This is a genomic window from Sphingomonas sp. R1, from assembly GCF_025960285.1.
GTDB lineage: Bacteria > Pseudomonadota > Alphaproteobacteria > Sphingomonadales > Sphingomonadaceae > Sphingomonas.
This window is the reverse complement of sequence record NZ_CP110111.1, coordinates 1757427-1770439: the sequence shown is the minus strand read 5'-3', so window position 1 is coordinate 1770439 and position 13013 is coordinate 1757427. Positions and strand designations below refer to the sequence as shown.

The 13013-nt window shown below is 66.5% G+C and carries 10 protein-coding genes; 5 read left to right on the top strand and 5 right to left on the bottom strand.

Annotation, left to right across the window (positions count from 1 at the left end):
- Window positions 1-41: 41 nt before the first annotated feature.
- Window positions 42-1574: a proline--tRNA ligase gene (locus tag OIM94_RS08575; protein ID WP_264609642.1), complete on the top strand. Its 1533-nt coding sequence runs from the start codon at window positions 42-44 to the stop codon at window positions 1572-1574.
- 28 nt (window positions 1575-1602) lie between these two features.
- Here OIM94_RS08575 and OIM94_RS08570 read toward each other — a convergent pair whose 3' ends face one another.
- Window positions 1603-3189, bottom strand: coding sequence for a hypothetical protein (locus tag OIM94_RS08570; protein ID WP_264609641.1), 1587 nt, complete (start codon window positions 3187-3189; stop codon window positions 1603-1605).
- Window positions 3190-3473: 284 nt separating this feature from the next.
- On the opposite strand from OIM94_RS08570, the gene OIM94_RS08565 reads away from it, so the two are divergent.
- The 3 genes from OIM94_RS08565 (at window position 3474) to OIM94_RS08555 (ending at window position 6943) form a co-directional block, all read left to right on the top strand.
- Window positions 3474-4571: an acyltransferase family protein gene (locus OIM94_RS08565; protein ID WP_264609640.1), complete on the top strand. Its 1098-nt coding sequence runs from the start codon at window positions 3474-3476 to the stop codon at window positions 4569-4571.
- A gap of 54 nt (window positions 4572-4625) precedes the next feature.
- On the top strand, window positions 4626-5915 hold the full coding sequence (locus OIM94_RS08560; RefSeq protein ID WP_264609639.1) for a glycosyltransferase: 1290 nt from the start codon (window positions 4626-4628) through the stop codon (window positions 5913-5915).
- A 245-nt stretch (window positions 5916-6160) separates the two neighbouring features.
- A complete protein-coding gene (locus OIM94_RS08555; RefSeq protein ID WP_264609638.1) occupies window positions 6161-6943 on the top strand; it encodes an arginyltransferase in 783 nt (260 codons plus the stop codon).
- Window positions 6944-7070: 127 nt separating this feature from the next.
- Here the strand turns inward: OIM94_RS08555 and OIM94_RS08550 are convergent, their stop codons facing one another.
- From OIM94_RS08550 to OIM94_RS08540, 3 genes are read right to left on the bottom strand one after another with little or no spacing between them, the layout of a single operon-like run.
- Window positions 7071-7880: a transglutaminase family protein gene (locus tag OIM94_RS08550; RefSeq protein ID WP_264609637.1), complete on the bottom strand. Its 810-nt coding sequence runs from the start codon at window positions 7878-7880 to the stop codon at window positions 7071-7073.
- Window positions 7880-8815: an alpha-E domain-containing protein gene (locus OIM94_RS08545; protein ID WP_264609868.1), complete on the bottom strand. Its 936-nt coding sequence runs from the start codon at window positions 8813-8815 to the stop codon at window positions 7880-7882. Before OIM94_RS08545 ends, OIM94_RS08550 begins: the two co-directional genes overlap by 1 nt.
- Window positions 8816-8817: 2 nt before the next feature.
- Window positions 8818-10254, bottom strand: coding sequence for a circularly permuted type 2 ATP-grasp protein (locus OIM94_RS08540; protein ID WP_264609636.1), 1437 nt, complete (start codon window positions 10252-10254; stop codon window positions 8818-8820).
- 130 nt (window positions 10255-10384) lie between these two features.
- Here OIM94_RS08540 and OIM94_RS08535 point away from each other — a divergent pair, with 130 nt between their 5' ends.
- Complete coding sequence (locus tag OIM94_RS08535) at window positions 10385-11284, top strand: right-handed parallel beta-helix repeat-containing protein (protein WP_264609635.1); 900 nt, start codon at window positions 10385-10387, stop codon at window positions 11282-11284.
- Between the two features lie 35 nt (window positions 11285-11319).
- On the opposite strand, the gene OIM94_RS08530 is transcribed toward OIM94_RS08535, so the two are convergent.
- A complete protein-coding gene (locus OIM94_RS08530; RefSeq protein WP_264609634.1) occupies window positions 11320-12960 on the bottom strand; it encodes an alkaline phosphatase family protein in 1641 nt (546 codons plus the stop codon).
- Between the last annotated feature and the right edge of the window lie 53 nt (window positions 12961-13013).

The window sequence follows — 13013 nt, the reverse complement described above, 5'->3', positions numbered from 1 at the left end:
CGGCCCTTGCGTCGGCGCGTCCAGCCGCTAAGCGCGTGGGCATGATCAAGCACGCCCTTTCCGTCACGCGCGACGGCGATTTCGCGCAATGGTACCAGACCGTCATCAGCGAAGCCGACATGGCCGAGGATTCGGGCGTGCGCGGCTGCATGGTCATCCGGCCCTGGGGCTATGGTATCTGGGAGCGCATCCAGCGCCTGCTCGACGATCGCATCAAGGCGACGGGCCACGAGAACTGCTATTTCCCGCTGTTCATCCCGCTTTCCTATTTCGAGAAGGAAGCCGAGCATGTCGACGGCTTCGCCAAGGAAATGGCGGTCGTCACGCACCATCGCCTTGTCCAGAAGGACGGCCGGCTGGTTCCCGATCCCGAGGCGAAGCTGGAAGAGCCTTTGGTCGTCCGCCCCACCTCGGAGACGGTGATCGGCGCGGCGATGTCGCGCTGGGTGCAGAGCTGGCGCGACCTGCCGGTGCTGATCAACCAGTGGGCGAACGTCGTCCGCTGGGAAATGCGCACCCGCATGTTCCTGCGCACCGCCGAATTCCTGTGGCAGGAAGGGCATACTGCCCACGCCACCGTCGAGGAGGCGCAGGAAGAGACCCTCAAGATGCTCGAGGTCTATCGCAGCTTCGCCGAGGATTGCCTCGCGATGCCGGTGATTGCCGGCGAGAAGCCGGAAAATGAGCGCTTCCCGGGCGCGGTCTCGACCTTCTCGATCGAGGCGATGATGCAGGACGGCAAGGCGCTGCAGGCCGGCACCTCGCACTTCCTCGGCACCACCTTCTCGTCGGCGCAGGACATCAAGTTCCAGAATTCGGAAGGCCAGTTCGAACTGGCGCAGACGACCAGCTGGGGCGTCTCGACCCGCATGATCGGCGGGCTGATCATGGTCCACGGCGACGATGACGGCCTGCGCGTGCCGCCGATGGTGGCGCCGTGGCAGATCGTGATCGTGCCGATGCTGCGCGACCAGCCCGAGGACGCGGCGACGATCGACTATTGCAAGTCGCTCCAGGCCGAACTCGCCAAGCTGACCGCGCTCGGCGAGCCGGTGCGCGCGCTGCTGGACCTGAAGGCGGTGAAGGCGCAGACCAAGCGCTGGGGCTGGGTGAAGAAGGGCGCGCCGATCGTGATCGAGGTGGGCGGGCGCGATGTGGCGGGCGGCAATGTCTCGGTGATCCAGCGCGACAAGCTTTACCGCGAGGATGGCAAGCTCAATTCGCAGATCCTGCCCCGCGCCGACTTCGTCGCCGAAGCTGCCGCGATCCTCGAGAGCATCCAGCAGAGCCTGTACCTCGACGCGCGCGGCCGGCTGGACAGCAATATCCGCCGCGACGTGACCGATTACGACACGCTGGCGGCGATGTTCGCCGATTCGGAGAAGTTCCCGGGCTGGGCCGAGGTCAGCTGGGCCAAGCCGACCGGCGCAGAGCTGGACGCAGTGGTCGAGCGGCTGAAGGCGCTGAAGCTCACCTTCCGCAACGTGCCCGGCGGCGCGGCACCGGCGGAAGGCACCTGCCTGTTCACCGGCAAGCCGGCGGTCGAGCGGATCCTGGTGGCGCGCGCCTATTGAGGCGCACCACCAGGCCTGGGCGTCCTTCCTACCCGCGCCAGACCGAGCGCAATCCAAATTGCGGCGTATCGCCGCCGGTCACCAGCACCATCATGCCCTCCGGCGTCTCGTGCAGGCGGTCCGGCCGGTAGAATAGCGGATTGGCCGTATCGGCGCGGGTATCGAACACCGTTCGGCCCGCGCGCCGAATACGAGGGATGTCGAGAATGTGCAGCATGTTGGCATATTGCTGGCCCGGCCCCGTCTGTGTGTCGTTCAGCAGATCGTTGCCCGCTAGGCTTCGTTGCAGCGCCCGGTAGCTCGTGTAACCGCTGCCGCCGTTGATGAACGGCTCGATATTGTCATGCATCTCGACGAGGAGCGTGACTTCCCAGCCGAGGCTGATGTAGCTCGGCTGCCCGTGGCCGGAAATCACCTGCACCAGATCCCGATAGACCGCCTGGGATCGGTCGGCGAGGGGCCGGATCTCGGGCCGGCTCAGATCATTGTGTCCGCACATGAACGCGAGGCGATTGATCCCGCCGGGGATGCGCTGGCATAGCCCTGCCGTTGCCGGCGTCAGGTTCAGGCGCGCGCGCAGCGCTACGGTGGAGGAGCCACCCACCGCGTAGTTGATCATGCGGACCGAGGGCGGCAGCGCATGCGGCGCGCCGGGTTCGGTCAACATCATTCCCGGGTTGTCGCAGGTGCTGGTGGGTGGGATCCCGCAGATCCGGCTGTCCCCCTCCAGGACGAACTGATCCGTGACTTCGGGGATGCGATAGGCATCGGCCGCCGCTGCCATCACCGCATCAAATTCTGCGTCCTTCAGCGCGCGGTCATAGACGATGACGTCCAGAATATCTCCGCTGTACCAGCTGCCGGAGCCGATCTGTGGCGCGGTGGGCGTGCTCGGGGGCGTGACGGCGGCAGAATCCCGCCCGATTTCCAGCCCCGCCACCACGGCCCCGCGCCGATTGGCAACCGTTGCAGCCTTGCGATTCACACCGCAACGCTGGCCGATGCCCTGATCCCGCCCAGCGCGCGGATCGCCCAGCGCACCGTTTCGCCAGCCCGCCACCTGAAGCTGGCACCCCAGGAGCAGGTGCGGGCGCACCATGGGATCGGGGCTGCCGCCCGCACGGCCGACAAACGGGGCTTCCCCGGCAACCGCATTGGACAGAAACGCCAGCTTCGCACCACCGGTCGTGGAGCGTTTGCCGGACGACACGATCGTCTTGTTCGTCGCGCGCGTGCTGTGGTCGCGGAGCACGATGATGATCGTCGAGGCTAGTGGATCGAGCGGCGGCGTGTTCGCCGACAGGAAGGCATCCTGATTGAAGCGGAGCGCCTGCATGCCGTTTGCATATCGAACAAGCTGCGGGCCAAGGCCGGAGCCCTCGTCACTCGCCGTGCACTGCCTTTGGGAGAGATCGCTGATCGAACGAACACGTCCCCCCGGGGCGTCGATCGTGGATTGGTTGGCAGACCAGCGCGCGATCAATCCCTTTTCGACGGGCAGTCGAAACCGCGGCTGGAAGGGCTCGGTTCGGACGGCCTGGGTATCGGCGCTCTTCGACTCGCTCGTGCAGGAGACGCAGGAGAATAGCGCCAATCCAGCCGAAGCGCGCAGCATGTCCCGTCTTGTTCCCAGCATCGCGATCCCTGCAGTGCCATGAGGCCCGTTGATTCGGGCCGGGCAATCCGATCGAGCAGGGAGCCCTTCGTGCTCGGCGTCCCCTACCAGATCCAGGCAATAAGATACGGGCGGTGCGGCCGCAATTGAATGGCGCACGGTATCCCGCGCAAGCGATTGGCCGACTGACCCCTTTTGGTCTCGCTGCACCGCAATCAACGCTGGCAGCATTGCGCCTCTAAAGCTAAGGATTCCGAAAAGTTCCGGGGGAAAGGAAAAGTTTCGTGATCGAGGGCAAGAGGTTCACCGAGGTCGATGGTCTAAGAGGCATTGCCGCACTGTTAGTCGTGCTGACGCATTTCGGGGAAAGCCTCACCAAGCTGTCCGTACCTGCTGCCGTGAGTGTCGCGGCGAACACGTGGTTTTACGATTTGTTCAGCCCGGGGCGGGTCGGTGTTGTTGCATTTTTCTGCATCAGCGGTTTCGTGATTCCCTACAGCTTCGGCGGCAGGAATCCGGCCCTTTCCTTCCCGATCAACCGGTTCTTCCGGATCTATCCCGCTTTCTGGCTGACCATTTGCCTGGCGAGCCTGGTCTTCACCGCGCTTGGAATGCGCACAATCACCGCGCCCCAGTTTCTCGTGAACGCGACGTTGTTGCACCGGATGGTTGGCGTCCCGTATATCCTGACCGTCGACTGGACGCTGCTCATCGAGATGCTCTTCTACGGCATCTGTTATGCGCTGTTTTTGGGCAAGCGCGTCCACAGCTTCCCTATGCACTTCGCAGCGATGATCGTCCTGCTGGGCATCGCCGTGGTTGGTGGGGTCTATCGCTGGTATCACCCGATGAGCAGCCTGCCGATCGGCATCCCCACCTACCTGGCGGCAATGCATTTCGGCGCGCTGACCCGCATGCGGGTCATCGGCTATGGCCCGATCGCGACCAAGCTATATCCTGCGGCGCTGTTCTTTCTGGTGTTTGGCGCATCCGCAGCGAATACGCTTGCCTATCATCATACAAAGACCGAGTTGATCGGCGTCGTAGCGGCGAATACGGGTTACCTAGGTGGCGTGTCGCTCTTCCTCGTTTGTGTATATGCTAAGCTTTTCACTTCGAGCGCATGGCAGTTCCTTGGCAAGATCAGCTATTCCGTGTATCTTCTCCATACGATCATTCTTGCGCTCGTCATCAGTCTTTGGCCGCTGTTCTCGTCCTGGGTGATGGCGGTGCTGATATTGATGCCGGCCTACTTCACGGTCGTCGTTTTCTGCTCGTTCCTGTCGCAGCGCTATGTGGAGCAGCCATCGGTGGCGCTGGGCCGGCGGGTCGTAAAGCGGCTGGAGAGCCGGACCAGGCTCGGCTCGGAGCGGACGACCTGACCTTGCCAGTGTGAGTCGCGATATCCGCTGGGTTGGGGAAGATGGGGGCGATCGATGCGAGTGGTATTGGCGACGCTGGGCACGCTGGGAGATGTGCACCCTTTCATCGCGCTTGCGCTCGGCATGCAGGCGCGGGGGCATGTTCCCGTGTTCGCCGGTGCGGAGTCGGTGCGTCCGATCGCGGAACGGCACGGCATCGAATTTCACCCCATCCGCCCCGACGGGCCGCAACTGATCGCCGATACCGGCATGGATGAGGGCGAGATCGCGCGCGCGATCGCGCAGGATTTCGATTTCATCATCAACCGGGTACTGGTGCCTTATGCCGGGGTGACGCTGGCGGACCTCAAGCCCGTGGTGACCGGCGCCGATCTGGTGGTCGCCAGCAGCTTTTCGATCCATGCGCGCATCGCCGCGCAGGCGGCGGGGGTACGGCTGGCGACCGCGCTGCTGCAGCCGATCACCCTACTTTCCGCCGAAGATCCGCCGGTGCTGACCCGCGGGGAAACCATGCTGGTGCGGCTGCGTCGTTGGTTCGGCCCGGGTGCCGTGCGCCCGCTGCTACGGCTGGCCGAGCGGCGCTTCGCAAAGGGCCTGGAGCCGTTCGCGCAGCTGCGGGCGGATGCCGGCGCGCCCCCCTTCGCTGGCAACGAGGTCCTGGCCGGACCGCTGGCGGTCGACCGGGCGGTGGGCCTGTGGTCGACCGCCTTTTCGCCCGCACCGTCCGATACGCCTGCCAGCTTCGTCCAGACCGGCTTCGTCTTCTACGATGGCGGCTTTGGCGGGCAGGGCCTGTCGCCGGCGCTCAAGACCTTCCTCGCGGCCGGGCCGCCGCCGCTGGTATTCACGCTGGGCAGCATGGCGGTCTATGCCGAAGACGGCTTCTACGCCGCCAGTGCCGAGGCGGCGCGGCGACTGGGGCGAAGGGCCGTGCTGCTGGTCGGCGAGGATTTGCTGGCGACCCATGCCGGGCTGGCGGGGGAGGACGTGCTGGTCGTCGGCTATGCACCCCATTCCCAGCTGTTCGGGCAGGCAGCGGCGGTGATCGGGCATGGCGGCATCGGCACGACCGCACAGGCGATCGGGGCAGGCGTTCCGCAGCTTGTCTGCCCGATCTTCGGCGACCAATTCGACAATGCCGCGCGGATCGTGCGCGCCGGGCTGGGTCTGTCGCTGCCCAAGCGCCGTTACACCCCTGCGCGCGCTGCCGCGACGATCCGGATGCTGCTGGCAGACGAGGGCATTGCCGCGCATGCCCGGCGCGCCGCCTTCGCGCTGGCAGCGGAGGATGGCGTCGGGGCGGCGCTCGATGCCCTGGGACTCGGCAACGCGCCCGCGTCCTGAGGCTGCGAATCGAATCGCCCCGTGAGATCGCTGGCGGGGGCAACCCGGTGCGACCCCGCCTGCCAAGCGCGATCCATGGTTAGCGGCGGCGGGATTCGTCTCGTTCCGCGTCACGTGGGAACGCGGCGGCCTCTGGAATGGTCCTGATTGATGGTAAACGCGCTTTTCATCATGCGCTTCCAGCCCCATAGTCTTCTAAGAGGGGCTGGTCGGGACGGCCCGATGGAGAAGAGGACGGCTGAGCGGTGACCGCATTATCTCGTTTTCCGCGTTTCTTCGTTACGAGTCCGTCGCCCTGCCCGTACCTTCCCGGCCGCCAGGAACGGAAGATCTTCACCGAACTCACCGGCCAGCACGCCGGCGAACTGAATGATGCGCTGAGCCGCATCGGCTTTCGCCGCAGCCAGTCGGTCGCCTATCGGCCGAGTTGCGCGGGTTGTACCGCGTGCGTTTCGGTGCGCGTGGTCACGGAGGGTTTCCAGCCCAATGCCACCCAGCGCAAGCTGCTCAAGCGCTATGGCGACCTGGAAGTCACCGCGTGCAAGCCCTGGGCGACCGGCGAGCAGTATGCGCTGCTCAAGCGCTATCTCGATACGCGCCACCCCGGTGGCGGCATGGCGGCGATGGACGAGAGCGACTATGCCGATATGGTCGAGCAGTCGCCGGTCAGTTCCTATGTCGTCGAGTATCGCGAACCGTCGGTGGACGGCGAGCGCGGGCGGCTGGTCGGCGCGTGCATCACCGACCAGCAGGGCGACGGGCTGTCGATGATCTACAGCTATTTCGTCACCGATGACGAAGCGCGGCCCGGGATGGGCAACTTCATCATCCTCGATCATATCCTGCGCGCGCGCGCGGCCGGGTTGCCCTATGTCTATCTGGGCTATTGGGTGAAGGGCAGCGCACGGATGGCCTACAAGACCCGCTATCGCCCGATCGAGGTGCTGGGTCCCACCGGCTGGGCGCTGCTGGAGGACGAAGACCTGGTCGGCGCAATGCCCAGCGCGGTAGCTGCCGCATTCGCCTGAGGAGGGGGAGCTGCCAATGCCGTCCGCCGCTCGCGTGGACGGCTAACTCTGCGACCCAAGACGACCGCACGACGCAATTTATTCCAGCGCCGGGCAGGCCCCGGCGCTCGGTAGCGACGGCGGAGACCTATTCCTCGTTGCCCAGGCGGTCGACGTGCAGATCCACCGCGAGCTGTTCGTCGCCATGCCCGATACGGTGCCCGGCGACCGCCGCGGCGCCCTCCGAATCCAGGCCCACGGCGACCCGGACATAGCCGTCATCGGGCGACAGGCCGGTCACGGGATCGAACGCCACCCAGCCAAGCCCGTCGATCCAAGCCTCACACCAGGCGTGCGGCGCGCATTGCTGGGTGCCGTCGAGATGATAGCCCGAGACATAGCGGGCCGGCGCCTCCAGCGTCCGCGCGGCGGCGACGAACATCTGCGCGACGTCGCGCGATGCCTCCGCCTTGCCGGCAAAGGCCTGCGCCGCGGTGAGGCCGGTATCGGGGGCGTCCGGCACGCAGCGGAAGCGGGCGTGCAGCGCCTGGTTGAGCCGGTGGAGCTTCTCGATCGGGTCGGTCGTCCCCCCGCTCACATCGGCCGCGAAGCCGGCGAGTTCGGGGCTTGGCACGGTGCGCGGCGTTGAGCGCAGAAACAGCGCAGGGGGTAGCGGCTCCGGCGTGCCGCGCAGCACGCCGGCATTGTCGGTGGTCAGCACCTCGCCGGTAACCGCGATCTCGATCGCCTCGATCGGCCCTTCGGCGTAGAGCATCGTAACGGCGTTGCCATAGCCATCCACCGCATCGCGCAGGCGCGCGTCGCAATCGACGCCCACCATCCAGCTCACCACCGTCTGGTGCTGCGTGTCGCAGGGGGTCAGGCGCAGCATCTGCACGATCCGCGCCTGGGGCTGGGTGAAGCGGTAGATGGACCGATGTTCGACGGCGATGCGCATCAGAGGAACCGGAACTGGCGAGCGATTGCGCTGTCGAGCAGCGCGTTCTCGGTGATGAAATTCTCCAGATATTCGTGCAGGCCCCCGACGATGATGTCGGGCGTGCGCGCCTTCTGGATGCGGGCAAGGCGGGCGCGGGCCATGCGATCGGCCTCGCCCTGCAGGCCGGTGCGCTTGGCGAGCTGGCTGAGCAGCGCCACGGATTCCTCGACACAGGCGGCGAGGCTGCGCGGCAGCTCGGTGCGGCTGACCAGCAGGTCGATCACATTGTCTGGCCGTAGCCCTTCCGAATAGAGCCAGCGATAGGCGGTGACCGCGGAGACGGTCTGGAGGATCGTCGTCCACTGGTCGCGATCGACCGCGCCGCCGACGCTTTCGCCTGCCGGCAGCAGCAGGTGATATTTCACATCGACCAGCCGGGCGGTGTTGTCCGCCCGCTCGATCGCGGCGCCGAGCTGAATCAGCAACGTCGCCTCGTTGCGCATCATCCGGTGGATCGCGCCTTCGAAGCCGCGCGTTTCGCCCTTGATCTGCTCGACAAGGTTGAGCGTCTCGGTAAACCCGCCGGTCGAGGCACGGTTGGCGAACAGCCACCAGGCGCGGTTGATCGCGGTCCAGGCCTCGCGGGTGAGCGCGGTGCGCACCGCGCGGGCATTGTTGCGCGCCATTTCTAGGCAGCGGATGATCGAGCCGGGGTGGCTGGCTTCCAGCGTCAGGAAGCGGGCGACATGCGCCTGCACCGCCGGGTGGCCGGTCGCGGCGAACGCTTCGTCGGTATAGCTGACGGCGAGCGCGCTTTGCCACGCCGCCTCGCCGGCCGGGCGAGCGGAGAGCGCGTCGAGGCGGATCGTCGCCTCCACCAGCCGTGCGATGAAGTCCGCACGCTCGACATAGCGGCCGAGCCAGTAGAGCGCAGCGGCGGTGCGGGAGAGCATCATCATGCCGCGTCTCCCAGCAGCACGAAGCTATCCTTGGTGCCGCCGCCCTGGCTGGAATTGACCACCAGGGATCCCTCGCGCAGCGCGACGCGTGTCAGGCCGCCGGGAACCACGCGCACCCTGTCGCTGCCGGTCAGCACGAAGGGGCGGAAATCGACATGGCGCGGCGCCAGGCCTTTCTCGGTCAGCGTCGGCACGGTGGAGAGCGCCAGCGTGGGCTGCGCGATATAGCGGTGCGGCTCGGCGATCAGCGCGGCGCGGAAGGTCTCGATCTGCTCCGTGGTCGCGGTGGGGCCGACCAGCATGCCGTATCCGCCGGAACCGTCGACCAGCTTCACCACCAGCTCGGGCAGATGATCGAGCACATATTTCAGCGCCTGCGGCTCGCGGCACCGCCAGGTCTCGACATTGGGCAGCCGGGCTTCGCCGCCCGAGTAGAAACGGACGATCTCGGGCATATAGCTGTAGATCGCCTTGTCGTCGGCGATGCCGTTGCCCGGTGCATTGAGCAGCGCGACATTGCCCGCGCGATAGGCCGCGATCAGCCCGGGCACGCCGAGCAGCGAATCGGGCTTGAACACCAAGGGATCGAGAAAGTCGTCGTCGATGCGGCGATAGATCACGTCCACCCGCACGCGGCCGGCGATCGTCTCCATATAGACGATGTCGTCATCGACCACGAGGTCGGCGGCCTCGACCAGCTCGACGCCCATCGAATCGGCGAGGAAGCTGTGCTCGTAATAGGCAGAGTTGAAATGGCCCGGCGTCAGCACGACGCATACCGGCCGTGCCCGCCCCGAGGGCGCGACGGAGCGCATCGTCTCCAGCAGCATGTCCGGATAGCTGTCCACCGGGGCTACGCGGAAATCGCGAAAAAGCTCGGGGCAGAGCCGGATCATCGCCTCGCGATTTTCGAGCATGTACGAGACGCCCGACGGTGTGCGGGCATTGTCTTCCAGCACGTAGAATTCGTCCGGCCCGGTGCGCACCAGATCGATCCCGCAGATATGCGCCCAGACGCCGTGCGGCGGACGGATGCCGGCGACTTCCGGGCGGAACTGCTCGTTGCGCAGGATCAGCTCGGGCGGGATGATGCCTTCGTCGAGGATGCGGCGGGCGCCGTAAATGTCCTCCAGGAAAGCGTTGATCGCCTCGACCCGCTGGACGAGTCCCTCACTCAGCTTCTGCCATTCGCGCTGGAGGAAGATGCGCGGCACGATGTCGAAGGGAATGATGCGCTCGGCGGCGTCGCTGTCGCCATAGACGGCGAAGGTGATGCCGAGCTGCCGGAACGCGGCCTCCGCCGATTGCTGGCGCCGCTGCAATTCGTCGGCGGGAGTGTCCGCGATCCATTGCGACAGGGTGGAGAACTCGGCGCGCGGCTGCTCCGGCCCGCCATGCCCCCAGATTTCGTCGAACGCCCCCCGTGATCCCATCGATGCTCCCAAACGCCCGAGTGGCCCATTGGGTGCATGCTGCAATGCTTCGTTGCGGCGCACAAGCGGGGAATGTGCAAGCCTTCGCAACGGCGCGATATTTTAACGGGAGCGGTGGCAGGATGCCGAGATGTCGATCCTCCTTGCGCTGCTCGCCGCCGTCCAGCCCTTTACCATTGCCGAGACGGGGCAGGGCTTTGCCACGCTCGCAGCCGCGGTGGAGTCGGTGCGGGACGGAACAGCGACGATCCTGATCACGCCCGGCACCTACCATCAGTGCGTAGTGCAGGCGGCGGGACGGATCACCTACAAGGCAGTGCAGTCGGGCACGGCGATCTTCGAGAGCACCGTGTGCGAAGGCAAGGCGGCGTTCGTGCTGCGCGGGCGCGGATCGGTCGTGGACGGGATCGTCTTCCGCAAGTTCCGGGTGGGCGACGGCAACGGCGCCGGCATCCGTATCGAGATGGGCGACCTCACCGTCACCCGATCGACCTTCCGCGACAGTCAGGAAGGCATCCTCGGCGGCGGGCACCCGACGGTACGCAGCATCACCATCGATCGATCGAGCTTTGCCGGGCTCGGCCAGTGCGACGAATCACCGAGCTGTTCGCATTCGGTGTATCTGACGGTGGATGGGCTGGTGACGATCACTCATAGCCGCTTCGAGCGCGGCACCGGCGGGCACTATGTGAAGCTGCGCGCGCGCCGCGTGGCGATTACCGACAACAGCTTCGACGACAGCGCGGGCACCAAGACCAACTATATGATCGACCTGGCCGAGGGGGGCACGGGACTCATCGCGCAGAACATGTTTGTGCAGGGAAGGGCGAAGGAGAATCGCTCCGGGCTGATCGTGGTGGCGGCGGAAGCGCGAACCTACCCGACCGACGGGCTGCGGGTGGAAGGCAATATCGCAGCCCTCGCACCCGGCGCGCCGGTCGATCCGGCGTTCGTGGCGGACCTGTCCGGCGGGCGGATTTCGGTCACGAACAACCGGCTGACCGGAATGCGCGCCTTCGAGCGGCGCTGACCAGAAAGTCCTCCCCGTGCCGGGGAGGAGCTTGATCACTTGCAGCTGTCGCCGGTGCCCGCGTCGATGTCCAGGCAGCGGCCGTCGATCTCCCCTGGCACCGGCACCTTGATCACCGCGGCCAGCGTCGGGGCAATGTCGACCGTCTCCACCGACAGCGGCTGTTCGAAGCCGGTCATACCCTTGCGCCAGAACAGGATCGGCACGCGGCGGTCATAGTCCCAAAAGCTGCCATGCGTGGCGACATTGCCGACACCCGGATCGAGGATCGGCGTGACGCGTGGCTTGAGCGCCACGATCAGGTCGCCCGAACGCTGCGGATCATAGGAGGCGCGGGCGCGCTCGATCAGGCTCCAGGTCTCGGGCGGCGTGTGGACGATCGGCGTCGCCTCGATCTGGGCGCGGGTGAACACTGCCTGCACCTGCGGGTTTGCCGCATAAAGCTTTACCGCTTCGGCGAGCACGGCAGCGCGCTTGGCCTGCGGAACGGCGGGCGAGACGTACACGTCACCCCCCGGGCCGCCGACCAGGACCGGGCCGGTCAGGCTGAGCTTGCCGGCCAGCGCGCGGCTGATGCTGGTGGTGGTCACCTCGGCGGTGATGCGCTGCTCGGTGGGCGCACCATGTTCGCGGTGGCGCTCCGGCAGATCATGGCCGCCATGGTCGGCGGTAAGCACCACCTGATAATCGACGCCGGTGCGATCCAGTGCATCGAACAGCCGGCCCAGCGTCTGGTCGAGCGAGAAGAGCTGCAGGCACATCTCGCTGCCTTCGGTGCCATAGGTGTGGCCGACATAATCCGTTGCCGACGCACCGAGGATCAGCAGATCGGTATGCCCCTGCTGGCCGAGCTTCATGTCGGTCGCCAGCCTGGCGCCCAGCGCCAGCACCGCGTCGTCGAACTCGGGCGAGATGCGGAAGGCTTTGGCATCGCCGGCGGCGCGCGCGAAGCGGCCATCGCCGACGGTCTTCGTGGCGCTGACCGGGATGGCGCGGCTGCGCGGGCGGCAGAACGCGGGCAGGTCGAGCGGCGTCTGTGCCTCGGCGATGCGCGCGGTGGTGGCGGCGTTGATCTTGGTCACCGCCTCCGGGGCGGTCCGGCCGGCATAGGATACGAACGCCTTGCCGTCCCACCACCAGAGCTCGTCCACCTTGTGGCCGCCCATCATCACCGCCGCGCGATCCTTGCCCGCGACCGAGACGACGCGCGACTGCGGGTCGGCCGCCTTCATCCATTCGCCCAGCGTCGGCACCTTCAGATGCTTGTCGGAAACGGTATAGTGGTTGGAGTCCGTGCCCGGCACGGTCTCGTCCTCGGCGCAATAGACGGTCTTGTCGGCGCGGGGCGCGGCGAAGTCGGTCCAGTCATTGGCGATGATTCCGGTGCGTGCGGGATGATCGCCGGTGAGGATGGTCGAGTGCCCCGGGCAGGTCTCGGTGGCGGCATGGCTCTGATAGCCCGCCGGGAACACCGCGCCGGTCATCAGGCGGGCGAAACCGCTGGTGAACTGCGCGCGATATTCGGCGAACAGATCGGCGGAGAACTGGTCGACCGAGATCACCACCACCAGCTTGGGCGGCGTTGCCGGGGCAGCGGGCACAGGCGCGCTCTGCTGGGCGAGAGCGGGGGTGGCGGCCAGCGCGACGGCGGCGGCGAAGGGGGCAAGCAGTTTCATTCGGGCCGGCTCCGGGCACGGGTGGACGTTGGTGCACCCAGCTATTGTCGAAC

Excerpts from the sequence above, each read along its gene's own strand:
- OIM94_RS08535 (WP_264609635.1), top strand. The coding sequence starts at position 10,385 with ATGTCGATCCTCCTTGCGCTGCTCGCCGCCGTCCAGCCCTTTACCATT.
- OIM94_RS08570 (WP_264609641.1), bottom strand. The coding sequence starts at position 3,189 with ATGCTGCGCGCTTCGGCTGGATTGGCGCTATTCTCCTGCGTCTCCTGC.
- OIM94_RS08540 (WP_264609636.1), bottom strand. The coding sequence starts at position 10,254 with ATGGGATCACGGGGGGCGTTCGACGAAATCTGGGGGCATGGCGGGCCG.
- OIM94_RS08550 (WP_264609637.1), bottom strand. The coding sequence starts at position 7,880 with ATGCGCATCGCCGTCGAACATCGGTCCATCTACCGCTTCACCCAGCCC.
- OIM94_RS08560 (WP_264609639.1), top strand. The coding sequence starts at position 4,626 with ATGCGAGTGGTATTGGCGACGCTGGGCACGCTGGGAGATGTGCACCCT.
- OIM94_RS08545 (WP_264609868.1), bottom strand. The coding sequence starts at position 8,815 with ATGCTCTCCCGCACCGCCGCTGCGCTCTACTGGCTCGGCCGCTATGTC.
- OIM94_RS08530 (WP_264609634.1), bottom strand. The coding sequence starts at position 12,960 with ATGAAACTGCTTGCCCCCTTCGCCGCCGCCGTCGCGCTGGCCGCCACC.
- OIM94_RS08575 (WP_264609642.1), top strand. The coding sequence starts at position 42 with ATGATCAAGCACGCCCTTTCCGTCACGCGCGACGGCGATTTCGCGCAA.